General features: G+C 61.5%; 19 protein-coding genes. 13 read left to right on the top strand and 6 right to left on the bottom strand.

All coding sequences use genetic code 11. From position 1 onward, the window contains the following. Positions 1-56 precede the first annotated feature (56 nt). Both G5315_RS16865 and G5315_RS16860 read right to left on the bottom strand, forming a co-directional pair. Positions 57-1,121: a 3-deoxy-7-phosphoheptulonate synthase gene (locus tag G5315_RS16865; RefSeq protein ID WP_421333488.1), complete on the bottom strand. Its 1,065-nt coding sequence runs from the start codon at positions 1,119-1,121 to the stop codon at positions 57-59. Between the two features lie 126 nt (positions 1,122-1,247). Beyond that, the gene (locus G5315_RS16860) at positions 1,248-3,200 is read right to left on the bottom strand and encodes a TonB-dependent receptor domain-containing protein (RefSeq protein ID WP_421333486.1); all 1,953 of its coding nucleotides are present in this window, start codon (positions 3,198-3,200) and stop codon (positions 1,248-1,250) included. A 266-nt stretch (positions 3,201-3,466) separates the two neighbouring features. Here G5315_RS16860 and G5315_RS16855 point away from each other — a divergent pair, with 266 nt between their 5' ends. The 11 genes from G5315_RS16855 to G5315_RS16805 all read left to right on the top strand — a co-directional run bounded on the left by G5315_RS16855 (position 3,467) and on the right by G5315_RS16805 (position 17,179). Continuing rightward, positions 3,467-4,615, top strand: a complete 1,149-nt coding sequence (locus tag G5315_RS16855; RefSeq protein WP_421333485.1) for an isochorismate synthase — start codon at positions 3,467-3,469, stop codon at positions 4,613-4,615. Continuing rightward, positions 4,612-6,258, top strand: coding sequence for a (2,3-dihydroxybenzoyl)adenylate synthase (locus G5315_RS16850; RefSeq protein WP_421333484.1), 1,647 nt, complete (start codon positions 4,612-4,614; stop codon positions 6,256-6,258). Before G5315_RS16855 ends, G5315_RS16850 begins: the two co-directional genes overlap by 4 nt. Next, positions 6,255-7,190 (top strand): isochorismatase family protein, encoded by a 936-nt coding sequence (locus tag G5315_RS16845; protein ID WP_421333483.1) that lies wholly within the window; start codon positions 6,255-6,257, stop codon positions 7,188-7,190. Before G5315_RS16850 ends, G5315_RS16845 begins: the two co-directional genes overlap by 4 nt. After that, entirely contained in the window at positions 7,187-7,948 is a 762-nt protein-coding gene (dhbA, locus tag G5315_RS16840; RefSeq protein ID WP_421333482.1) for a 2,3-dihydro-2,3-dihydroxybenzoate dehydrogenase, read from the top strand. Before G5315_RS16845 ends, dhbA begins: the two co-directional genes overlap by 4 nt. Positions 7,949-8,073: 125 nt before the next feature. Next, positions 8,074-12,048, top strand: coding sequence for an amino acid adenylation domain-containing protein (locus G5315_RS16835; protein WP_421333480.1), 3,975 nt, complete (start codon positions 8,074-8,076; stop codon positions 12,046-12,048). After that, a complete protein-coding gene (locus tag G5315_RS16830; RefSeq protein ID WP_421333478.1) occupies positions 12,045-12,914 on the top strand; it encodes a hypothetical protein in 870 nt (289 codons plus the stop codon). Before G5315_RS16835 ends, G5315_RS16830 begins: the two co-directional genes overlap by 4 nt. Positions 12,915-13,200: 286 nt before the next feature. Further along, on the top strand, positions 13,201-14,289 hold the full coding sequence (pdhA, locus tag G5315_RS16825) for a pyruvate dehydrogenase (acetyl-transferring) E1 component subunit alpha (RefSeq protein ID WP_421333477.1): 1,089 nt from the start codon (positions 13,201-13,203) through the stop codon (positions 14,287-14,289). After that, on the top strand, positions 14,282-15,268 hold the full coding sequence (locus G5315_RS16820) for an alpha-ketoacid dehydrogenase subunit beta (RefSeq protein ID WP_021231077.1): 987 nt from the start codon (positions 14,282-14,284) through the stop codon (positions 15,266-15,268). The genes pdhA and G5315_RS16820 overlap by 8 nt, the downstream gene beginning before the upstream one ends. Next, a complete protein-coding gene (locus tag G5315_RS16815; RefSeq protein ID WP_421333475.1) occupies positions 15,265-16,365 on the top strand; it encodes a dihydrolipoamide acetyltransferase family protein in 1,101 nt (366 codons plus the stop codon). Before G5315_RS16820 ends, G5315_RS16815 begins: the two co-directional genes overlap by 4 nt. A gap of 208 nt (positions 16,366-16,573) precedes the next feature. Next, positions 16,574-16,783 carry a cold-shock protein gene (locus G5315_RS16810; protein WP_005302803.1) on the top strand — a complete coding sequence of 70 codons (210 nt, stop codon included), beginning with the start codon at positions 16,574-16,576 and terminating at the stop codon, positions 16,781-16,783. Positions 16,784-16,873: 90 nt separating this feature from the next. Beyond that, positions 16,874-17,179: a hypothetical protein gene (locus tag G5315_RS16805; protein ID WP_338454395.1), complete on the top strand. Its 306-nt coding sequence runs from the start codon at positions 16,874-16,876 to the stop codon at positions 17,177-17,179. On the opposite strand, the gene G5315_RS16800 is transcribed toward G5315_RS16805, so the two are convergent. Beyond that, on the bottom strand, positions 17,166-17,414 hold the full coding sequence (locus G5315_RS16800; RefSeq protein WP_005334209.1) for a TIGR02647 family protein: 249 nt from the start codon (positions 17,412-17,414) through the stop codon (positions 17,166-17,168). The two genes, G5315_RS16805 and G5315_RS16800, sit on opposite strands and share 14 nt — an antisense overlap. Before the next feature lie 245 nt (positions 17,415-17,659). Between G5315_RS16800 and G5315_RS16795 the strand changes: the two genes are divergently transcribed. Beyond that, on the top strand, positions 17,660-18,208 hold the full coding sequence (locus tag G5315_RS16795) for a hypothetical protein (RefSeq protein WP_421333473.1): 549 nt from the start codon (positions 17,660-17,662) through the stop codon (positions 18,206-18,208). Positions 18,209-18,367: 159 nt separating this feature from the next. Beyond that, positions 18,368-18,760 (top strand): DUF2750 domain-containing protein, encoded by a 393-nt coding sequence (locus tag G5315_RS16790; RefSeq protein ID WP_227340849.1) that lies wholly within the window; start codon positions 18,368-18,370, stop codon positions 18,758-18,760. A 94-nt stretch (positions 18,761-18,854) separates the two neighbouring features. Here the strand turns inward: G5315_RS16790 and G5315_RS16785 are convergent, their stop codons facing one another. The 3 genes from G5315_RS16785 to G5315_RS16775 form a co-directional block, all read right to left on the bottom strand. Next, positions 18,855-20,705, bottom strand: a complete 1,851-nt coding sequence (locus G5315_RS16785) for an extracellular solute-binding protein (protein ID WP_421333471.1) — start codon at positions 20,703-20,705, stop codon at positions 18,855-18,857. 129 nt (positions 20,706-20,834) lie between these two features. Next, on the bottom strand, positions 20,835-21,728 hold the full coding sequence (locus G5315_RS16780; RefSeq protein ID WP_216954125.1) for an EamA family transporter: 894 nt from the start codon (positions 21,726-21,728) through the stop codon (positions 20,835-20,837). 126 nt (positions 21,729-21,854) lie between these two features. Then, entirely contained in the window at positions 21,855-22,601 is a 747-nt protein-coding gene (locus G5315_RS16775) for a DNA-binding transcriptional regulator YciT (RefSeq protein WP_421333469.1), read from the bottom strand. Positions 22,602-22,674: the final 73 nt, after the last annotated feature.

Below are 22,674 nucleotides of genomic sequence, written 5' to 3'. Positions count from 1 at the left end.
ACAGTGTGGCCCATCGGGGCCACACTCTTTTCTGAGTTATCTGAATAATCCGCCATTTATCCCGCCAGGGCGATCCGCTGCTGGCGGCGCGCCTCAACCCCTTCTGCCACCATATCGAGCAGTTGCCTTGTCTGTTCCCAGCCGATGCAGCTATCGGTGATCGACTGGCCGTAGCGCAGCGGTTTGCTGCCAATCTCCTGACGCCCTTCGCAGATAAAACTTTCCACCATGATGGCGGCGATGGCATGGCTACCAGCACCCAGCTGGTCGGCAATGTCACGGGCAACCAGCAGCTGGCGGGCATGTTGTTTCTGGCTGTTGCCGTGGCTGCAATCGATCATCAGGCGAGGGGAGAGATGATGCTGGCGCAGCAGTTCGCCAGCCTCTGCCACATGACTGCTCTGATAGTTGGGCTGTTGGCCACCGCGCAGGATCAGGTGGCAGTCGGGGTTGCCATGACTGCGCACCAGTGCCAGCTGGCCATCACCGGAAGGCTGGGTATAGAGGTGGGCTGCCCGGCTGGCAAGGATGGCCTCGACCGCGATCCGGATATTGCCATCGGTGCCGTTTTTATAACCGATGGGGCAGGGAAGGGCCGAGGCCAGCTGACGGTGGAGCTGGGATTCGGTGGTACGGGCACCGATGGCACCCCAGCTGATGAGATCCCCCAGATAGAGCATGCTGGTGAGATCGAGAAATTCGGTGGCACAGGCGAGCCCTTCCTGTCCAAGGGTCAACAGTAACTCGCGGGCCTGGGATAGGCCTTTTTCCAGCCGATCGCTGCCATCGAGGTCGGGATCGAAGATAAATCCTTTCCAGCCGAGGGTCGTGCGCGGCTTTTCGAAATAGGTGCGCATCACCAGTTGCAGCTGCTCCCCGTATTGGCCCTGCAGTTCAGCCAGCCGGCCACCATAGTCGCGGGCGGCTGCCGGATCGTGAATGGAGCAGGGGCCGATCACCAGCAGCAGGCGATCATCCTCTCCCTGCAGAATATGGCGGGCTTGCTGGCGGCTGCGTGCGATCTGGCGAGCGAGCCGTGCCGGACAGGGTCTTGCCTTTAACATCTCGTCAGGGGTGGGCAGGGTGGCAAGGGGTGAAGCATTCAGAAGTGAGGTGAACATGAGCGATCCTGATGACAAATGGAAATCTGCATGCTCTTTGCTGTCCAGTGGGGATCTTCCCCTTATTCTCTTGGTTAACAGAGCGCGGGTATGGGCCCGCGCTCTGTTATATCGGCCTTGGCTACCTTAGAAGCGGGCTGAGCCGCTGACGTAGTAGCTGCGACCCGGTTCGACGTTCTGGAAGACGGTGTCTTTCTCTTGCAGGCGCACGTCGGTCAGGTTGTTGATCCCCAGTCGCAGGTCAAAGTTCTCGGTGACCTTGAAGCCGGTGCCGAGATCGAAGGTCTGATAGCTGGGCAGCTTGTGCAGTACGACAACCTTGTTGACGGTCTGCTCGGCAAACTGGGTGCCGGTGTAGGTGGTGCCGACAAAGGCATTTACCCGCTCGGTGGCCTGCCAGGTGATCTTGGCATTGGCCTTGTGCTCCGGCCGCTCGGGCAGTGCCTGACCCTGATCGCCTTCAGCCTTGAGGTAGGTGTAGTTGGCGCCAAGGTTGATATCGTCGGTCAGATCGAGTTTGCCGGTCAGCTCCAGCCCCTTGGTGGTGGCTTTCTCCAGGTTGTACCAGGTGCGGTCAGTGGAGTTCGGCAACTGCTTGAAGGTGAGCATGTCGTCGATGTCGGAGTAGAAGAGGGTGGCGCTGGTCTCCCAGATCCCTTCTCCTGCGATGACACCCAGCTCGTAGTTGGTGCTGGTTTCCGGCTTGACCTTGTCGCTGCCATAGATGCGGCAGCTGCCGCCGCAGCTCTCGATGCTGTAACCGTTGGAGTACTGGTGCGGCGCCGGTGCCTTGAAGGCCTGGCTGACACCGCCTTTCACTGTCACCACATCGTTCATCTCATAGACCAGATAGCCGCGCGGGGTGAAGTGGCTGCCGTAGATCTCGTGGTGATCGTAACGGCCGCCCAGCGTGAAGGTCAGGCTGTCGGTCAGGCCAATTTCGTCCTGAGCAAACAGCGCCTCCTGGGAGTGACTCTCTTTGCCGCCGATATCCTTGTAGCTCACCGCATCCACCAGCTCCCGATCCAGATATTCACCACCCAGGGTCAGGTAGTGGTTGGCCAGCGCCAGGTTGGTATAGCCCTTGAGAGTCAAGGTGTTCTCTTCCAGCTCCCGTTGCTGCGGGGCTGAGTAGCTGGTGTTGAAGTCGTCGATCTGGGAGCTTTCATAGTTGGCCATGACGGTGGTGTCACCCCAGCTCCAGTTCCCCTTGTGGGTCAGACCAAACAGGTTGCGATCGTTTTGCTGCTGGCGGCTGTGCACCTTGTTTCCGGTTTTGCGGAAGATATCGAGAGGCCGCTCATCCTGGTTGTAGAGGTAATCCAGCTCGAAGCGCTGCTGCTCATCCACCAGCCAGCTGAGGGTGGAGGCGAAGTTGCGGGTCTGTTTGGCTTCGATAAGGGGGATGCCGTCAGCAGCTTCGGTGGGGGTCCAGGCTTGACGGTCATACACCTCGCCGTTCATCCGGATCAGCAGGTTGTCGGTCAGCGGGCCGGTAAAGCCCAGGTTGGTTCTGTGCTGATCGCCGCCATCCTTGCCCTCGATGGCTTTGAAGTCGGCATCGGCCGCCCCTTGCCAGGTTTTGCCCGGCTGCTTGGTGATGATGTTGATGACACCACCGATGGCATCGGAGCCATAAAGTGCCGACATGGGGCCACGGATCACCTCGACCCGCTGGATCATGCCAAGGGGCACGGGAGTGTTGTCGAAGTTGCCGCCGCGCCACAGGGCATTGGAGGAGGAGAGGCGTTTGCCATCCACCAGTACCAGGGTGTACTTGCCGGACATGCCGCGAATACCGATATCGCTGCGGCCATTGGTGTCGGTCTCGGCCTGGATGCCCACCTCGTGGCGCAGCAGGTCGGCAAGGTCATTGACCGGTGCGGCCTTGATCTGTTCGGCACTGATAACCGAGATGGAGGCGGGGGCCGAGCGGGTATTGTGCGCCGTGGTGGTGACGGTGATCACCTCATCGGCTTGAGGGGCGTTACTGGCGGCGATCGCTTGCTGGGTCAGCAGAGTGACGATGGTGGTGGCCAGCAGGCTGGGAGCAATAAAACGGGAGGTTGAGGATTTCATTATTTACATCTTCCATAATATACAAATGATAAGCGTTATCATTATCAAGTTGAATTTGCTCCGATCGCAACTCTTTTTTATTGGCGAAGCTCAGTTTCGTTCGTCACTCTCTTTTGACTAAAAAGAAGTTAATGAAATTGATTCTCATTTGTATTGATCGTTTTTTCGCTCCTTGTTAGGATGCCGTTCACCCTGATATCTGGTGAGTCAAATGGCTCACTTTAAGTCGTGTCAGGCAGTGATTCATTCCAAGGAGTAGCACCGTCATGTGTGACCATGCACTGGAAGGAGAGTGGCCCGCCACAGCGGTCGGGCTGGATAAAGTGTGCTGTTTTGCCAGCGGTGACAGGGTACTGGTCGCCTCCGGTATCCACGACAGTTTTACCGGCATCCCGCCGGAGAAGCTGCTCGCCCATCTGCGTCAGTTGCGCCAGCAGGGGATGGTCAATCCCATCGCCATCGGCGCCATTCCGTTTGATACCCAATCTCCCTGGCATCTGGTGATCCCGGCGCAATCGCAGTGGGTCGCAAGGGATGTGCTGTTGCCTGCCCGCTGTTGCCAGCTCCATGGCGAGGTGAGCGAAGTGACCGGCTCCGCCCACTATCAGGGGGCGGTGCGGGCAGCGTTGCAGCAGTTCAGCGAGGGGCAACTCGAGAAAGTGGTGTTGTCACGCGCCATCGACGTGCAGAGCGCAGAGCAGACCTCTCCCGCACACGCCTATGGCTCTCTGCTGGCCCAGAATCCGGGCGCCTATGTGTTCCAGATCCCGCTGCCGGATGGGGAGACCCTGCTTGGTGCGAGCCCCGAGCTGCTGGTATCGCGCAGCGAGATGGCGGTGGTGAGCAATCCGCTGGCGGGCTCCCGTCCGCGCCACGCGTTTTCCGATCAACAGGCGGCCAGTGCCGAACTGCTGGGGGCCCAGAAAGATCGCTATGAACATGCGCTGGTGGCCGATGCGGTCGCTGCGGCCCTCGCTCCCTTCTGCCGCGAGCTGGACGTCCCTCTGGAGCCGCAGGTGATCGCCACTCCTACCATGTGGCACCTCTCGACCTGCATCGCCGGACGGCTCCATGAGCCCTCTCCCGTGCTGGCTCTGGCGCTGGCGCTGCACCCGACACCGGCGGTATGCGGCACGCCGCTCTCGGCAGCACGTCAGGCCATCGCTCGGCTCGAGGGGTACGATCGCCGCTTCTACTGTGGCGCCGTCGGCTGGATGGATGCCGATGGCAATGGCGAGTGGGTAGTCACCATTCGCTGTGGCGTGCTGGCTGGCCGGCAACTGCGGCTCTATGCTGGCGCCGGGGTAGTGGTGGGCTCCTCACCTGAAGCGGAGTGGCAGGAGACCGCCGCCAAGCTTGGCACCATGCTGCGGGCGTTTGGCCTCGAGAGCCGGGTGCCGGAGGTAACCGCATGAAGCCGTTGGTGCCCTTTACCCCCTGGCCTGCCGAGCTGGCAGCCCACTACCGGGCACAAGGGTGGTGGCACGGACAACCGCTCACCACCCTGCTCGATGAGTCTGCCGAACGTTATCCCGAGCGCACGGCCCTGATCTGCGGCGAGCGAACCCTCAGTTATGGCCAGTTAAAGCGTGAGGTCGATGCACTGGCAGCGCGGCTGGCCGCGCGCGGGCTGGGCCACGGATATACCGCGCTGGTGCAGTTGCCCAACTGCGCCGAGTTCTATATCTGCTGGTTTGCCCTGATCCGCTGCGGCGTAGTGGCGGTGCATGCCCTCTACAGCCATCAGCGGCGCGAGCTGGTAGCCTTTGCCCGCCAGATTGAGCCCGCCTTGCTGGTACTAAGCCCCTCTCACCCCGGCTTTGCCGGTGAAGCGGGAAGCCTCGTGGCCCTTGATGAGCTGGTATCTCCTTCCTGCCAGACACTGCTGTTCGAGCAGGCAGAAGGCTCCGATCTTCAGTCAGGATTTGCATGGCGTCAGTCTGAAACCATGGCCTGTGCTGATGGTTCGCCGCTGACGGCTATCGCGCCAACTCCTACCCCGGCCGATCAAGTCGCTTTTTTCCAGCTTTCCGGCGGCAGCACCGGCACCCCCAAACTGATCCCCCGTACCCACGATGACTATGGCTACAGCGTGCGCCAGAGCGTGGCGGTGTGTGGTTGGGATGAGCGGGTGATCTATCTCTGTGCCCTGCCTGCGCCCCACAATTTTCCCCTGAGCTCCCCCGGCGCACTCGGAGTGTTTTATGCCGGTGGCTGCGTGGTGCTGGCAAAGGATCCTTCCGCTGCAACCTGTCTGCCGCTGGTGCAGCGCCATCAGGTCAACTGGGCGGCACTTGTGCCACCGGCTCTGGCGCTCTGGCTGGAGGCGGCCAGCCACTATCCGCAGACCTCCCTAGAGTGTGTGCAGGTGGGCGGTGCGCGCCTCAGCCCGGCTCATGCCGATGCGGTGGCGAACCGCCTTGGTTGCCGCCTGCAGCAGGTGTTCGGCATGGCCGAGGGGCTGGTCAACTACACCCGCATCGAGGATGACCAGTGGCACATCGTCAATACCCAGGGCCGCCCGATGAGCCCGGGCGACGAGGTCGAGGTGCGGGGCGGCGACGGACGCCCCTTGCCAGATGGCGAGTGCGGCGAGATCTGGACGCGTGGACCCTACACCTTTCGCGGCTACTTCAAGGCTGATGCCCACAATCAGCGGGCTTTTGATCGGGACGGTTTCTACTGCACCGGCGATTTGGTCTGCCGCTTGCCCAGCGGTCATCTGATGGTGGTGGGGCGCAACAAGGATCAGATCAACCGGGGTGGGGAGAAGATCGACGCCCTCGAGATTGAAGAGCTGTTGCTGACCCACCCGGAGGTGCGGCAGGCGGCACTGGTCGCCATGCCGGATCCCATGCTCGGGGAGCGCAGCTGCGCCTTTTTGATGTGCCGCGAGCCCCTCAATCTGCCCCGTTTGCGCCGTTTCCTGCGCGAGCAGGGGGTGGCCGATTACAAACTGCCCGATCGCCTGGTGCTGGTGGAGCAACTGCCCCACACCCCGGTCGGCAAGATAGACAAACAGACGCTGCGCGAGCAGCTCGCCAAGGAGTGTGCATGACCATTCAATCCCTCGCCGCCTATCCGCTGCCTACCGCTGAGGAGCTGCCTACCGGGCGGGTGAACTGGCCTTTCGAACCGGGCCGCGCCGCCTTGCTGGTCCACGATATGCAGCACTATTTCGTCGATTTCTACGGGGCGGACAATCCGCTGATCAATCAGGTCATCGACCATATCGCCACCTTGATCCGTCAGGCGCGAGCTCTTGGCATGCCGGTGGTCTATACCGCCCAGCCCGCCGAGCAGAGTCAGGCCGATCGGGCGCTGCTCAACGACATGTGGGGGCCGGGGTTGACCCGAGCGCCGGAGCGTCAGCCGATTGTTTCGGCGCTGGCCCCCGAGCCGCAGGATACGGTGCTGACCAAGTGGCGCTACAGCGCTTTTTGCCGCTCACCGCTGGCCGAGCTGATGGCCGAATGGGGGCGGGATCAGCTGGTGATCTGCGGCATCTACGGTCATATCGGGGTGATGCAGACGGCGGTCGACGCCTTTATGCGCGATATCCGCCCCTTCCTGGTGGCAGATGCCATCGCCGACTTCTCCCGCGAGGATCATCTGCTGGCGCTCTCCTACGTCAGCCGCAATGCAGGTCGGGTGATTACCGTGGCCGAGGTGATGACGGCCAGCAAACGCCCTCTGACTCGCGAGTCACTACGTGCTCAGGTGTTGGCACGGCTGCCCGCCGAGATGCAGCAGGAGCAGCCCACCGAGGATGACAACCTGCTCGACTACGGTCTCGACTCGCTGGCTGTGATGGGGTTGGTGGAAGAGTGGCGTCAGCAGGAGCTGGTGGTGGATCTGGCCGAGCTGGCCCGCACGCCGACCCTGGCTCACTGGTGGGCGCTCCTCTCCCGTCAGCTTCACGTTAGTCAGGCCACGGCTTATCAGGTGGTCAACGAAGATCACGTCAGCGAACCGGAGTGCACCCCATGAGCGAGTGGCAAGGTAGAGCCATCTGGGTGACCGGCGCGGCGCAGGGAATTGGCCATGCGGTGGCGCGCACTTTTGCCGAGGCAGGGGCCAGCGTGGTTGCGTTCGATCTGCAACTGGCCGAGGCACTGCCCGGCAACGTGAAGAGGGTGGTGATCGATGTCAGCGACAGCGAGGCCGTGACCCGCTGCTGCGAACAGCTGCTGGATGAGGGGCTGGGGCCCGATGTGCTGGTCAATGTCGCGGGCGTACTGGCGACCGGCAGGCTCGATGAGGTGGATGACGCCCTCTTGCAGCGCACTTTCGCCATCAACACCTTCGCCCCCTTCTATCTGATGCGGGCCCTGACCCCCTGGTTTCAGGGACGGCACAGGGGCGCCATCGTCAATGTCTCCTCCAATGCCGGTCGGGTACCGCGAGTGGGGATGGGTATCTATGGCGCCTCCAAGGCGGCGCTGACCAGCCTCACCCAAACGGCTGGGTTGGAGCTTGCCCCCTATGGGGTGCGCTGCAATCTGGTGTCGCCGGGCTCGACCCGCACCCCCATGCTGTACGGCATGTGGCAGGAGGGGGAACAGCGAGAAGGGGAACTGCGAACCATCGCGGGCCTGCCCGGGCAGTTCAAGCTGGGGATCCCCCTTGGCAAACTTGGGACCCCCGACGAGGTGGCTGCTTGCGTGCTGTTTCTCGCCTCCGATGCCGCGAGCCATATCACCCTGCAGGATCTGGTGGTCGATGGCGGTGCCACCCTGGGGGCTTAGCCCGCGCGTTGCCAATCTGGCAGGCGTGACACTCTCTTTATGGAGGAGGCCTGGCCTCCTCGCTTTTCAGCCATGCGGGCAGAGGCAAGCCGCTGCCCGCCCGATGTTTGCGCAAGGACATTCCCATGGAACAGACAATGGCGATGCGCGCCACTCACCAGCGTGGTGAGCACCCGCGCTGGCCGCTTACCACTGCTCAGGCGGGCATCTGGTTTGCCCAGCAAAAATACCTGCAGAGCCCCGCCTGCAATACCGGCGAGTACTGGCTGCTGGAGGGGGCGCTGGCTCCCCATCACTTCACCCGCGCGGTGCGCCAGACCATCGACGAGATCCCCGGTCTGCACTGCGCCTTTGTGGCTACTGCCGATGGCCCGCAAATGGTGGCCAACCCCGCCTGCTGGCAGCTGACCGAGCGGGATCTGCGCAGCGAGGCCGACCCGCTCGCAGTCGCGCAGGCCGAGATGCGTGCGCAGCTGGCCGTCCCCTTCAATCTGGCCGGGGGGCCGCTGTTTGCCACCACCCTCTATCGCCTTGGCGAGGGGCGGTGGGCCTGGTTTATCGCCGTGCACCATATCGCCATCGACGGCTTTGGCCTGAGCCTGCTCTGCCAGCGGGTGGCGAGCTGGTATGAGGCGCTTTGCATCGGCGAGCAGCCAGCCCCCTGCCGTTATGCGACTCAGCATGAGTTGTTGGCCGAGGAGGCGGCCTATCAGGATTCGCCTCGCGCCGCGCGGGATCGCGATTTCTTCGTGCAGCAGCTGGCCGGGGTGGAGAACCCGGCGTCGCTCTCCCGCCGTCCGGCGCAAGGGCCAGGTCCCACTTATCGTTTCGAACAGCGGCTGGCAGGCCGCCAGTGGCAGGCATTGGTGGCACGGGCGAGTCGCTCGGCCTGTCACCCCTACAGCTTGCTGCTGGCGGCAGTGGCCAGCTATGTGCAGCGAATGAGCGGCGCTGGCGAGGTGGTGCTGGGTATTCCGCTGATGGGGCGGCTGGGCTCAGCGGCGGCCGATACCCCCTGCATGAAGGTCAATGTGGTGCCCCTGCGCATTGAGCTGAGCGGCACCAGCCGGGTAGGGGAGTTGCTGGCACAGGTTGAGCGGCAATTTACTGCCCTGCGCCGTCATCAGGGCTGCCGTCAGGAGTGGTTGCAACAGCGCCAGCCGGGTCAGCCGCTGTTTGGCCCTCAGGTCAATTTGATGCCCTTTGCCCGCACCCTCAGCGTTGGTGAAGGGCACAACCAGGTTCGTGGTGAGGTGCAGGTGCTGGCGGCGGGGCCGGTGGAGGAGTGCGCCTTCTACTTTGCCGAGGAGGCAGGCGCGATGACCCTGACCCTCGAAGCACATCAGGGGCGCTTCAGCCAACAGGAGAGCGAACGTCATCTGGCCCGGCTGGTAGCCTATCTGGCGGCCTGGAGTGAGGCGGATGACGAGGCCCTGGCAGTGCGCTTGCCGCTGCTGCTGCCCTGTGAGCAGGCTGAGCTGGCGTGCTGGAACCAGACCGACCATCCGCTGCCGACCACTACCCTGAGCGCACTGCTGGCCGAAGGGCTGGCGGCGGCGGATCAGAGCGCCATCGCGCTGGAGTGTGGCGCTGAGCGCTGGAGTGTGGCCGAGCTGCGCCAGCGTACCCGCCAGCTGGCCAGCTATCTGGCAGGGAGGGGCGTGGGCCCCTGTTGTCGGGTGGCGGTGGTGATCCCGCGCGCTCCCGAGCTGATTCTCGCCCAGCAGGCCATCATGGCGGTGGGTGCCGTCTACGTGCCCGTAGACCCGGACTATCCAGCGGAGCGGATCGGCTACATTCTCGCCAGCAGTGATCCTGCGCTGGTGTTGACCAGTCATACGCTTCAGATGCCGCTCGACGTGGCCGCGCCACTTGTCTGCCTCGATGCCCCCGGTGTGGCAGAGCAGCTGGCGGCGGTAGCACCTTGTGATCTGCCAGCCCCCAAACCGGAAGATGCGGCCTACATCATCTACACCACCGGTTCGACCGGTCGGCCCAAAGGGGTGGTGGTGAGCCATGGCGCCATCGTCAACCGCCTGCTCTGGATGCAGCACATGTATCCCATCGGCCCGGCGGATCGGGTGCTGCAAAAGACCCCGGCTGGTTTCGATGTCTCCATCTGGGAGTTCTTCTGGCCCTTTATGACCGGGGCGCGGCTGGTGCTCGCCAAACCGGGCGGCCACAAGGATCCCGCCTACCTTGCCGAGCTGATTGAGCAGGCCGGGGTCACCACCTTGCACTTTGTCCCCTCCATGCTGCAGATCTTCGTCGCACAAGCAGAGCCTGCCCGTTGCTGCGCCCTGCGGCAAGTCTTCTGCTCCGGCGAGGCGCTGCCCGCGGATCTGGTGCAGCGCTGGTATGGGTCATTTTCAGCCCCCCTGCACAACCTCTATGGCCCGACCGAGGCAGCGGTGGATGTCACCTGGTATCCCTGCCGGGCAGACGAGGCGGTGACCAGCGTGCCCATCGGCTATCCGGTCTGGAATACCTGCATCCACATTCTCGATCCCTGGTTGCAGCCGGTGCCCCCCGGTGTAGCGGGGGAGCTCTGGATCGGCGGCGTGCAGGTGGCGGATGGCTACTTTGGCCAGCCCGAGCTCACCGCCGAGCGCTTTATTGCCAACCCCTTCGGCGCGGGGCGGCTCTATCGCAGCGGCGATCTGGCCGCCTGGCGCGAGGATGGCGCCATCGAGTATCTGGGGCGACTCGATTTTCAGGTGAAGATCCGCGGTCAGCGCATCGAACTGGAGGAGATCGAGCTGGTGCTGCTGCGCCATCCCCGGGTGGCACAGGCGGTGGTGCTGGCCCCCGAATTTGCCCCCGGCGATCGCCGTCTGGTGGCCTATGTGGTGGCTGCAGATAGCACAGAATTGACGCTGGCCGAGCTGGCACCAGCCCTTGGCGCCGCCTTGCCCGACTACATGGTGCCGGGGCTCCTGGTAAACCTGGCCGAGCTGCCACTCACCCCCAATGGCAAGCTGGATCGCAAGGGGCTGCCGCTGCCCGATATGGCGTCGGCGGTGGGTCAGTCGCTGCCGAAAACCCTGCTGGAGGAGCGGCTCTGTCGCCTCTTCGCCGAGGTTCTGGGGCTGGCGCGAGTCGGCGCCGACGATAACTTCTTTGCCCTCGGTGGCCACTCCCTGCTGGCGGCGCAGCTGGTGGTGCGTATTGAGGAATCAATAGGACAGACTCTCACCTTGGCCAGCCTGTTCGAAGCGCCGAGCCCTGCCCAGCTGGCGCGCCGTCTTGGCGGCGAGCGGGAGGCAATGCCCATGCTGTTGCCCCTGCGAGCGTCAGGTGCGCAGTCGGGCGCATCGGGCCCCACCCTCTTTTGCGTCCATCCTGCAGGGGGGCTCGGCTGGTGTTATGCGCCGCTGGTGCCCCATCTGCCAGCCGACATGGCGGTCTATGCCCTGCAGGCGCGAGCGCTCTGCCAACCGGATGCGCCGCTGCCCGCCAGTTTCGACGAGCTGGCCCTCGACTATGTGACCGAGCTGCGTCGTCAGCAGAGCGAGGGGCCTTACTGGCTGCTCGGCTGGTCCCTCGGGGGCATGCTGGTGCACCGGATGGCCGCCATGCTGCAAGAGCAGGGACAAGAGGTGGCCATGGTGCTGCTGCTCGATGCCTACCCGTGCCAGCAGTGGCAGACCCAGCCGTTGCCCGACGAGCAGCGGATGCTCGATGCGCTGCTGCGGATGGGGGGCATTGCGGTTGCGGACGAGGCGCTCGACTCTCTCACTCGCGACGAGGTAGTGGCCCGGCTGGGGGCGGAGGGGAGTGCGCTGGCCATGCTCGACGAGCAGGTGGTGAGCGCCATGATTGAGCTGGTGGGCCACAACAACCGGCTGATCCGCCAGCCGGTCGACTACTGCTACCACGGGGAGGTGATCTTTATCGAGGCGTCAGCCTCCCGCCAGCCCTGGCTGGATGGACGCGGTTGGGAGTCGCTGACAAAAGGGGAGATCCGCTATGAGCGCTTCCCCTGTCTGCATCAGGAGATGGTGCATCCCGACTGGCTGGCGAAGATCGGCGCCCTTATTTGTGAGCGGGTCGATGGGGTCGGGCAACAACCGCACATCCGGCAGGAGGGGGACGAATGACCCCGGTTGCCGCCATCCGGGAAGCTTTGTTGGCGGGCAAACTGGTGGGGCTGGGGGAACCGCATTGGCACCCAGATTTTATCCGGCGCCAGCACGCCTGGCTCTGCGAACCGACGCTCTGGGGAGTCATGACCGATCTGGTGCTGGAGTGCGGCAACCGCCGCCATCAGGGCTTGCTCGATGCCTGGCTGACGGGGCAGGAGAGCTGGCAGGGTGAGCCGCTGACGCTGGCGCGGCTCTATCCGGTCTGGCTTGACTCCTGCGCCTTTCCCGCCTGGATGGCCCCCGAGTTTCCGGCTCTCTTTTCCGCTCTGCGCCAGAGCAATCTGGCGCGCCCCGAACATGTGCGGCTGCGGGTGCATCTCTGCGAGCCTTCATTCGAGTGGCAGGAGATGAGCCCGGAGCTATGGCAGCAACACAACAGGGGGCGGGATCAGGCGCTGGCCGATTATCTTCTTGCACTTCCCGCCCGCGGCGTGGTGGTGCTGGCGGGGGCGCGCCATCTGCTCAAAGCCGCAGGAGATCCCCACTTTGCGCAGCCGACGCTGGGCCAGTTGCTGGAGGCAGCACGGCCGGGCTGGCTGCAGGTGCTTCACCCCTGGCCAATGGTTGCTGGGAAGGGAGATGAGGAAGATGAGCGGGTGTGCGAGTTGGCCGGGATCACGACTGCCAATCTCTATCCTCATTGGCCGGCGCATCCGCCGCTGGAGACCCTCATCGATCGACTGGTGCGCGTGGCTGACCGGGGACGGGAGATGCGAATTTGCCCCACCTTGCTGGCCGAGCCCTGGCGCAGCCGCTTGTTGAGTCGCGCTCACTTGCTGCCAGTTGGCATGGCCCGCCAGCTGCAACAGTGGTTGGCGTAACTGCTGGTTGGAGTAACCCCTGACAAGAAGTAACAGCTAACTAAAGTAACTCAATGGGGGAGCAAGGCTCCCCTTTTTCACATTTGGCATCCTGCGTTCAGTGCTGCAAAGTTGCACCATTTACGGCATACCTTGCCACTCATCGCCGAAAATTCAGCTCCTTCGCTACTTTAAAGAAGTTTCTACTGGTCTTACCTGAGTAAATCCCTTTGCTTTTTGTTTAACAAGGTATTTACATCTAGGTGTCACCAGCATCGGTGACGCTCACAACGGCAAGGAGCCAGTTATGACCCATGTCGACATCCCTTTCCTTCGTTACCTCGATGCGGAAGGGTGCCCGGTCGCCACCTTACCGACCTGGCTGGACAAGGCGATACTGCACACCTTCTACCGCAATATGGTGATGGTGCGCAGCTATGACAAAAAAGCGATTGCGCTGCAACGAACCGGCAAACTCGGTACTTTTCCCTCCCATCTCGGCGCAGAAGCCGTGGGGATTGGCATTGGTCTGGCCATGCAGCCGCAGGATGTCTACGTTCCCTACTATCGGGACATGCCCACCCTCTATGTGCGGGGCGTGCCGATGGAGAAGAACCTGCAATATTGGGGTGGTGACGAGCGGGGCAGTTATTTTCTCAAACCTGATGGGACTCCCTCTGAAGATCTCCCCATCTGCGTCCCCATCGCCACCCAGATCACTCACGCCTGCGGTATTGCGTCTGCCTTCAAACTGCGTAATCAACCGCGCGTCGCTGTAGTCACCATCGGCGACGGTGGCACCTCCAAGGGGGATTTTCTGGAGGGGCTCAACTGCGCCGGTGTCTGGCACCTGCCGATGGTCATCATCGTCAACAACAACCAGTGGGCCATCTCGGTGCCACGCAAGCTGCAATCGAGCGCTCCTACGCTGGCCCAGAAGGGGATTGGCGCCGGGGTGCGCAGTCTGCAGGTGGATGGCAACGATGTGGTGGCGGTCTACGATGCCGCTCGCAGTGCCGTCGAACGGGCCCGCAGCGGCAAGGGGCCGACTTTGATCGAGGCGGTCAGTTATCGCCTCGGCGATCACACCACGGCCGATGATGCCACTCGCTATCGCGATGGGGCCGAGGTCGAGGCAGCCTGGGCGAAAGAGCCGGTCAAGCGGCTGCGCCAGTTTATGCACAGCCAGGGCTGGTGGGATGAAGAGCAGGAGCAGAGCCTGCTGGCGGAGGCTACCCGAGAGGTAGAGCTGGCGGTCGCCCGTTATGAGGCGATGGTGCCCCAGCCACCGGAGGCGATGCTCGACTACCACTATGCCAGCCTGCCCGCCGAACTATTGCCCCAGCGCGAGCGACTGATAGCCAAGGGGATGAAGCAGGAGGTTGGCCATGAGTGAGATCAGTTTGCTGGAAGCGGTCAACATGGCCCTTCACTACGAGATGGAGCACGACCCGGATGTGGTAGTACTCGGCGAGGATGTGGGAGTCAACGGCGGGGTGTTTCGCGCCACAGTGGGACTGCGCGATAAGTTCGGTTTCAAGCGGGTGATCGACACGCCGCTGGCCGAGGGATTGATCGCCGGGGTGGCGGTTGGCATGGCCACTCAGGGGCTCAAGCCGGTGGCTGAGTTCCAGTTTCAGGGTTTCATCTTCCCCGGGATGGAGCAGATCATCTGTCAGGCGGCGCGGATGCGAAACCGCACCCGTGGCCGCCTCTCCTGTCCCCTCGTCTATCGCTCCCCGTATGGCGCGGGCATCCATTCGCCGGAGCATCACAGCGAGAGTGTCGAGGCGCTGTTTGCCCATATTCCCGGGCTGCGGGTGGTGATCCCCTCCAGCCCGAGGCGTGCTTATGGCCTGCTGCTATCGGCCATACGCGATCCAGATCCCGTGATGTTTTTCGAACCGGACCGCATTTATCGCTCGATGAAATCCGAGGTGGTGGATGACGGTGTCGGCCTGCCGCTGGATGTCTGCTTTACCCTGCGCCCGGGCCGGGATATCACGGTAGTGGCCTGGGGAGCCTGCATTCAGGAGGTGATGCGGGCGGCGAACCTGTTGGCCGAGCAGGATATCCAGTGTGAGGTGCTGGATCTGGCCACCATCAAGCCGCTGGATATGGAGACCATCCTCACCTCGGTACGCAAGACCGGCCGGTTGCTGGTGGTACACGAGGCGTGTGGCAGCTTCGGGGTCGGGGCCGAGATTGTGGCGCGGGTGACCGAGCAGGCACTCCCCAGCCTCAAGGCGCCGCCCAAACGGCTGACCGGCGTGGATGCAGCCGTTCCCTACTATCGCAACGAAGCGTATTACCTCATCACCGAGCAGGATATCGCAGATGCGGCTCATCAGCTGATGGAGAACCAGTGGCTATGAAATTTTTCAAATTACCGGATCTGGGTGAAGGGTTGGCCGAAGCCGAGATCGTCGAATGGAAGGTGAGTGCCGGTGATACCGTTGCGGTCGATCAGGTGCTCTTGTCGGTGGAAACGGCCAAGGCGCTGGTGGATGTGCCCTCTCCGGTGGCAGGGGTGATCGCCCGTCTCTGCGGCGCCGAGGGAGATATCCTCCATATCGGTGCGCCGCTGGTGGAGTTCGAGGGGGGGGAGGATGATGGCACCGTAGTGGGCAAGGTGAGCGCCCATCAGCAGCATATCGAGGATCACTTCGTGGTGGGGGCCATTGTCCCGGGTGGCGCGCTGGTGCAAGCCATGCCTGCCGTGCGCCTGCTGGCACAAAAACTGGGTCTGGATATCGACCGGATCAAGGGAAGTGGCAGCGGCGGCATGGTGACCGAGGTGGATGTGCAGCAGGCATTCGAGGCCCAGCAGAGCAGTGGCAACGAATTCCTCAAAGGGTCGCGGAGGGCCATGGCCAAGGCGATGGAGCTCTCTCATCAGACTGTGGTGCCGGTCAGCATCACCGACGAGGTGGATTTGCGTCATTGGCGCCCTGATGAAGATGTGACGGTGCGCCTTATCAAGGCCATTGGCGTGGCGTGCCGCGCCGAGCCCTCGATGAATGCCTGGTTTGATGGCGACACTCTGTCACGGCGGCTGTTCAAAGAGGTTAATGTAGCCATCGCAGTGGATTCAAAGCATGGCCTCTATGTGCCGGTGATGGAGAACGTGGCCGAGCGGGAGGGGGCGGATATCCGGCAGGGGCTGGATCGGATGATCGCTGATGTGAAGGCGCGCGCCGTGCCGCGCGAGATGTTGCAGGGGGCGACCATTACGCTCACCAACTTCGGCGCCATCGCAGGCCGCTATGCGAGCCCCATCGTGACGCCGCCGCAGGTGGCCATCATAGGGGCAGGCAAACTGTTCGAAAAAGTGGTGTTCATCCATGGTGAAGCGCGTCCCGTCAGGGCATTGCCGCTGTCGATGACATTTGACCACAGAGCCTGTACTGGCGGGGAGGCGGCTCGTTTTCTCAGAGCGCTGGTCGAAGCGTTGGAAGCAGCCACCTTATAACGGTTTGTGCCCTGTCATTGGCAGGGCACAAATTTGTTTGCGTAATCTACAAAGCCACGTATAATCCAAACCAGCTTGAAAGGGCGATAGTTATGTCAATGAATACGATGTTTCACATCTTGTCCTGTTGTTCATAAGTTAATCCCGTTTTTTGAGCTTTACCCGCTGAAAAGCATAAGTAATTATTTTGAATACAGGTTTAAAAGATATGTCTAACATGATCACCGGTACCGTTAAGTTTTTCAACGAAACCAAAGGTTTTGGCTTCATCCAGCAAGAAAACGGCCCGGACGTTTTCGTTCACTTCAGCGCCATTCAAGGTAACGGTTTCCGTACCCTGGCTGAAGGTCAGCGCGTACAGTTCTCTGTGACCCAAGGTCAGAAAGGCCCGCAGGCTGAGAACGTAACCGCTCTGTAATTCTTACAGAATTTAAGAAAGCCGTGGTACCTCTGGTGCCACGGCTTTTTGTTTATCTGGCTTTTGCTACTAATACCTATGTGCTGAATCATGCTGTTATCGCTCCTGCTTGCTGCTACCTTGACTCCGACGTCCGATGCGCCGGTACCGGTTCAATCCGCGATGGAAGCGCAGGTGATCTGCCAGCAATTTGTCCAGATCCGGATGGGCACTGCACAGCAACCCGATGAGGTGAATGCGCGACTGGTGCCTGAAAGGGAGCGGGAGTGGCTGGTGGATGGCAAAGTAAAAGGACCCGAAGGTCCTTTGCTGTTTGCCTGTCATCTTCACCAAGGGGAGCGCTGGGAGCTACTCAACTTTTCCCTCTGGGCACCACAGCCGGTCAAAGCGGTTTGAGTGCGACCAACAGATGTTGCAGGTGTTCAACCATGGTCATGCCAAACGGGGTGAGATATCCGCCATCTTCTGCGCTGATGAGCCCCTGTTGATGCAGACGGGCTGCCGCTTGGCACAACTCTTCAGACATATCGCTGCGTAATTTAATCCCTAGGCTCATGTTGGCCGGATCAAAGCATGCCAGTATTTTCAAATCGTTCACGAATTCGTTAGAAACCTGGTCGATCCCAATCATGGATTTACTCCTTACGCTAAAGATGTATGCAAACTAGCATCCCCGGATCCACTTTAGTGGGCGCTGGCTCAAATTATTGACCTTTGACTGGATGCTGCGTTTCAAATGCTGTTTTTTTCGGCGTAATCAGATGGTTGGCTGACAGCTTCGCCAAGGGCCGAGCCGGACCAAACGTGGTAGGATAGGGCACTTCTTTATATCGGACGGTCTATTGGTGGCTGTTCGCCCTGTTCAAGGTATCGCTCATGGTCAAGATCACTCTGGTATCCCTGCTGCATTCACTTTGTACCCGCTTTCCGGTTTACCCCGCTGCTTCGTTGACGTCCCTGCTGGATGCCCATCAGGGCGAGGTATGGTTGCCTGCACGTAAGGGAGCCGACATTGCACTGTTGCGCAAGCATGCCAAGGGGGCTCATGAGCTGGCGTCACTCGATGCGGGCTGGTGCGATTTTGCCGCCAGCGATAGCGGTGATACACCCGAGCTGGATGCACTGGCCAACTACGACAGCGAGATGATGGATAACCTGCTGATGTACTGGCACACCGCCGCCAAGATCAACAGCCCGATCACCGATAACCTGTTCGAGCTGCGTCGCGAAGTGGTGGATGAGGCCCACGGTGCCAAACTCGCTGCCGCCTGGGAGCAGCAACAACAGCTGCGTTTTGAGCAGCTGATGGCGATGGCGGCCAATGTCCGGGATCTGCTCTGCTTTGTCGAGGTGGAGTCCGCCTACTGGCTGCGGCAAAAGCTGAGCGAGCAGCCTGATGTGGAGCTGATCACCCCTGCGCTGTAAAAGGGGCAATATGATTGCTGGCGGTCTCGTTATCGAGGAGGCTGCTCTATCCTTATTTGCGTCATTGTCCTCCCCATCCGGTGCCAAGGGGCTGCAAGCTGGACAAGCTGACGACAAGATGTGAACATGGCGCCCTTTATCGAGAGAGAGACTTGGCCAATGAGCTATGAACTGAGCGACACCGAGCGCAATGCCGCGCTGCAACTGAACGCTGACTACCGTTACGATCACTTCATCAGCAAGCTGGTCGAGCATGAAGAGCTGTTCGTCCTCACTGACGAGCATGGCGTCATGATGCTGACCACCGATGATGAAGATTGCATCCCGGTATGGCCGCACCCGGAGTACGCCAAGGCGTGGGCCGAAGGCGAGTGGGCCGATTGCAAACCACAGTCCATCACCCTCAAGGTGTGGCTGGAGCGGTGGATTGACGGCATGGAGCAGGACGAGCTGTGTGTTGCCGTGTTCCCGACCCCGGATCAGGAAGGCATCGTACTGGAGCCGGCTGACGTGGCTGACGCCATTGCCGAGAAGCAGGCCAAGCGCGGCTGATCACCGAGCTATTCGCAACACCGGTTGCCAACAAAGACCCCGCTATCTGGCGGGGTCTTTGTTTTAGGTCTGTTTGCCAAACGAGTTGTGGCTATCAGGGCTGGCGATAGGTGGTGTCGATGATGGGCTCGGCCGGGAAAGTCTTGCCACTCTTGATGGCTGCCCTGGTCTCGGATTTTAGCTCTTCATCAATCCACAGCAGACCGCCATAGCTGTAACCGCTGTTGTCGCCACCGAGTGGCCAATAGAGCTGCTCGCTCTTGGGCGTTGCTGGTACTTTTGGCAGTTTGATCCAGCGCCATGCCCCTTCCCGGGTGTAGGGCACCTGATACGCAGGCACGAAGCTGGCCAGCTCATAGAGCCGCTGCTGGATCTGCCGTGACAGGGCCGCTTTTTTGGCAAAGTCGAACTCCTTGTCATACTGCTCCACCAGCGCTGTGATGGCGTCGTCATCGATGTTCATGATGTTGTTGGTCTGGGGCTTGTTGGCGTTGACCTTGTGGAAGAACTCCCAATAGGCGGGATAGCGGCTACCCGCCCAGGCCATCCAGGCGCTCTGGTGCTTTTTCTCCAGCATCGATTTGAAACCGGCCGATGCATCCATCAGGTTGAGCTCCAGATTAAGCCCCGCCTTTTTGGCCTCTTCCCGCAGCAGTGTGAGCCGCTGGGCGTGCTCTGCGGTGGTGTAGGTGATGGCGAGGGTCAGTGACTGCCCCTTGTCGTTTTGCAAAATCCCCTGCGGCCCCACTTTGTTAAAGCCTGCCTTGGCAAAGTATTCCCGTGCCAGTTGGGGATCGAACGGACGGGCCTTGATCTCGCTGTTGGTAAACTCCCCCTGACCTGAGCCATAGCTGTTGAGGCGTTGGTAATCCCCCCGCAGTAGGGTAGCGAGCATTCTGTCGAAATTGAGGGCATGCTGGATGCCGAGGCGAACATCGAGATTGCGCAGCAGCGGATCGGCGGTGTTGAGATAGAGCCCCATCGGCGGTTGCGGGGTCTGGTTGTAGAACCAGCGCCGCTCGATATACCCCTTCTCGAACTCGGCGGTGTTGGTCTTGTCGTGCCACCAGTTGGGGATCACCAGCGGGAAGCTGTCGAGATCGCCGCGCAGGAAGTGCTGCCAGGCGATGTTCAGATCCCTGAGCACCTTGATCTCGATCCGCGCAGGATTGAAGCGATGCTGGAAGTAGCGCTCGTCATCCCCCCACCAGTTTTCAATCCGCTTGAAGGTGACCGATTTGCCCTTTTTCACCTGATCGATCTGATAGGGACCGGTGACCGGCAACACCTTCCAGTTGTACTCCTTGACCCAGTTGGCGGTGAGCTTGATGGCGTGGCTCGGCTCCGGGCTGATGGGCAGCGATTCGAGCAGATCCTGGCGGCTCTTTTCGGTGCCGCTGGTGATGGCCAGGGTGTGATCATCAAACTTGGTTATGTCTGCTATCTGGGTGCTGTAGTAGTTGTTGTACCAGGGGTCGTTGATCTCCTTGCTGCGCATCATCTTGAGGGTAAAGAGCCAGTCATCGGCGGTGACCGGTTGGCCATCTGACCAGCGTGCCTTGGGATTGATGCGAAAATAGAGGGTCTTGTTGTCGGCGCCGAAGGCCCACCCGTTTGCCAGCATCGGCATGGGGTTGCCGGTGACGGGATGAGTGCTCAGCAGTGGCAGGTTGGTTTCCCGCACGTAACCGGCAAAGCTGCCGTTGGAGTCGGGGCCATATTTGCGCAGGGTCAGGGGGAAGCTGGTCATAAAGGTGCGAAAGGTGCCGCCGCGTTTGGCGGCCGGATCGGCATAGAGAGGGTCCTGGTTGTTGCTCTCCCACTTCAAGTCAGCGGGCAGTGTGGCACTCCAGCCAAACGGGCTCCAGCACAGGGTCAGGGTGATGGCGGTGGCGCGAATGATAGGGGGGAGGCGGCGCCCCCCGGCGGTGATGGTCGATGGCATGTCCTTGCTCTCCTGAAGTCTGCTTCCAGCAGATCACACACTGGTGATGTCAGTCCCGATGGGGACTGGCTCATCATGAAAATTTTATCCTGTCAGGTCAATGAAATAGCGTAAATGGGCAGGCGCTCATCATGTCGCTCTCTGTGGTTTGAACCAGCGCAGTCGGCTACCCAGCAGATGGACCACAAAGCCGAGCAGCACCAGAGCTGAGCCCAGCCACTGCAAGGGTGTTGGATGTTCATCGAGCAGCAGCGCTGCCGTGACCATGCCGACACAGGGGATCAGCAGGGAGAGCGGTGCCACCTGCGCCACCGGATAGCGCATCAGCAGTCGTCCCCACAGGCCGTAACCCAGCCAGGTCGCGACATACGAGAGATAGAGCACGCACAGCAATCCCTGCCAGCTGAAGTCGCGCAGGCTGCTGGCCATCAGCTCCGGCCCTTCGAACAGCCAGGAGAGGGCGAAAAATGGCAGGATGGGCACCAGACCGCCCCAGGCGATCAGGCTCGGCAGCGTGGTCTGGTAGCGCAGACCAATCTGGCGATTGATGACGTTGCCAAGGCCCCAACAGGCGGCGGCACACAGCGTCAGGATAAACCCGAGCAAGGTCAGGTTGCCTTCACCGTGAGTGGCGATGAGATAGAGGCCGAATCCCGCCAAGGGCAGCGCCACCCAGTGGTGGGATTGCCAGCGCTCCCCCAGCCAGATCATTGCAAAAAGCAGGGTGAACACCACCTGGGATTGCAGCACCAGCGAGGCCATACCTGCGGGCATGCCGAATTTCATGGCACTGAACAAAAATGCGAATTGACCGAGGCTGATGGCGCCGCCATAGGCCAGCAGCCAGCGCCAGGGCATGGCGGGTTTGGGTACCAGCAAGATGGCGGGGAAGACCACGCCGATAAAGCGCAGCGCACCCAGCAGCAGTGGGGGGATCCCCTCCAGCCCCCACTTGATGGCCACGAAGTTAAGCCCCCAGCAGAGGATGACCAGAGCGGCCAGAAACTTGTCTTTGGTGTGCATGCGGTGTCCTTCGGTCTGTGGCCTCTGCCATGAGAGGCCAAAAGAGGACGAGCATACCCCCGCCAGGGTGGGCGCCGTCAAGCCGACCGGCGGGGGAGCAACCCGGCAACGGGGGCCAGGTGCGATTCAGGCAGAGACGCAGTGCACTGTGATGCCGCGTGCGGCCAGGGTGGCCCGCATGGGGGCGGGCAGGGCATCATCGGTAACCAGCACCTTGATCTGGCCCGGCGCGCCAAGCTGACTCGGGTGGATGGCGCCAAATTTGCTGCTGTCGGTGATCACCACATTGGTCATCCCCTTGGCCAGCACGCTGTTGACCACGTCGGCCCGCATCATGTCGCGGCCGGTGAAACCCATCTCGGGATGAAAGCCATCCACCCCGATAAAGGCCTTGGAGAAGTGCACCTGCTCGATGCAGAGGCGAGTGAGCGGCCCTACCACGCTCTCGCTCTGATGCTGGAACAGCCCGCCGAGCAGCACCACCTGAGCCGGGGTGTCTTTGAGCAGATGGGCGATATAGCTGCTGATGGTGATGATGGTGACCCGTTTGTGCAGGGCCAGATGGCGCGCCAGCATGGCGTTGGCGCTGCCCCCTTCGATAAAGACCGTTTCGCCATCTTTCACTAGCTGGGCGGCCCGCTCGGCGAGGCGCTCCTTGAGCAGGTAATTGATATTCATCCGGGCATCCGGGTCATCGGTCTCCAGCGCCATGGCCGAGCCGTGTACCCGTCTGAGCAGTCCCTGCTTCTCCAGCGCGGTGAGGTCGTTGCGCACCGTCACCTCAGACACACCTGTGTGTCGGGAGAGTTCACTCACGCTCATCTTGCGAGCCTGATGGACCAGAGTGAGGATCAGTTGGTGGCGTGGATTCATGGTGCGCTCACATAGAAGGTGTTGGATAGCGGCAAGCCACCCATGGGGTGGCTTGCCAATCATATGACGTCAC

Origin of the sequence: Aeromonas sp. 603607, from assembly GCF_049171595.1 — a bacterium.
Classification (GTDB): domain Bacteria; phylum Pseudomonadota; class Gammaproteobacteria; order Enterobacterales; family Aeromonadaceae; genus Aeromonas; species Aeromonas veronii.
Note: the sequence above shows the minus strand (reverse complement) of the source record. Positions and strands in the feature narration are given on the sequence as shown.

What these genes read in the sequence shown, in the direction of transcription:
- G5315_RS16865 (WP_421333488.1), bottom strand. Translation starts at nt 1,121, where the DNA reads ATGTTCACCTCACTTCTGAATGCTTCACCCCTTGCCACCCTGCCCACC.
- G5315_RS16860 (WP_421333486.1), bottom strand. Translation starts at nt 3,200, where the DNA reads ATGAAATCCTCAACCTCCCGTTTTATTGCTCCCAGCCTGCTGGCCACC.
- G5315_RS16855 (WP_421333485.1), top strand. Translation starts at nt 3,467, where the DNA reads ATGTGTGACCATGCACTGGAAGGAGAGTGGCCCGCCACAGCGGTCGGG.
- G5315_RS16850 (WP_421333484.1), top strand. Translation starts at nt 4,612, where the DNA reads ATGAAGCCGTTGGTGCCCTTTACCCCCTGGCCTGCCGAGCTGGCAGCC.
- G5315_RS16845 (WP_421333483.1), top strand. Translation starts at nt 6,255, where the DNA reads ATGACCATTCAATCCCTCGCCGCCTATCCGCTGCCTACCGCTGAGGAG.
- dhbA (WP_421333482.1), top strand. Translation starts at nt 7,187, where the DNA reads ATGAGCGAGTGGCAAGGTAGAGCCATCTGGGTGACCGGCGCGGCGCAG.
- G5315_RS16835 (WP_421333480.1), top strand. Translation starts at nt 8,074, where the DNA reads ATGGAACAGACAATGGCGATGCGCGCCACTCACCAGCGTGGTGAGCAC.
- G5315_RS16830 (WP_421333478.1), top strand. Translation starts at nt 12,045, where the DNA reads ATGACCCCGGTTGCCGCCATCCGGGAAGCTTTGTTGGCGGGCAAACTG.
- pdhA (WP_421333477.1), top strand. Translation starts at nt 13,201, where the DNA reads ATGACCCATGTCGACATCCCTTTCCTTCGTTACCTCGATGCGGAAGGG.
- G5315_RS16820 (WP_021231077.1), top strand. Translation starts at nt 14,282, where the DNA reads ATGAGTGAGATCAGTTTGCTGGAAGCGGTCAACATGGCCCTTCACTAC.
- G5315_RS16815 (WP_421333475.1), top strand. Translation starts at nt 15,265, where the DNA reads ATGAAATTTTTCAAATTACCGGATCTGGGTGAAGGGTTGGCCGAAGCC.
- G5315_RS16810 (WP_005302803.1), top strand. Translation starts at nt 16,574, where the DNA reads ATGTCTAACATGATCACCGGTACCGTTAAGTTTTTCAACGAAACCAAA.
- G5315_RS16805 (WP_338454395.1), top strand. Translation starts at nt 16,874, where the DNA reads ATGCTGTTATCGCTCCTGCTTGCTGCTACCTTGACTCCGACGTCCGAT.
- G5315_RS16800 (WP_005334209.1), bottom strand. Translation starts at nt 17,414, where the DNA reads ATGATTGGGATCGACCAGGTTTCTAACGAATTCGTGAACGATTTGAAA.
- G5315_RS16795 (WP_421333473.1), top strand. Translation starts at nt 17,660, where the DNA reads ATGGTCAAGATCACTCTGGTATCCCTGCTGCATTCACTTTGTACCCGC.
- G5315_RS16790 (WP_227340849.1), top strand. Translation starts at nt 18,368, where the DNA reads ATGAGCTATGAACTGAGCGACACCGAGCGCAATGCCGCGCTGCAACTG.
- G5315_RS16785 (WP_421333471.1), bottom strand. Translation starts at nt 20,705, where the DNA reads ATGCCATCGACCATCACCGCCGGGGGGCGCCGCCTCCCCCCTATCATT.
- G5315_RS16780 (WP_216954125.1), bottom strand. Translation starts at nt 21,728, where the DNA reads ATGCACACCAAAGACAAGTTTCTGGCCGCTCTGGTCATCCTCTGCTGG.
- G5315_RS16775 (WP_421333469.1), bottom strand. Translation starts at nt 22,601, where the DNA reads ATGAATCCACGCCACCAACTGATCCTCACTCTGGTCCATCAGGCTCGC.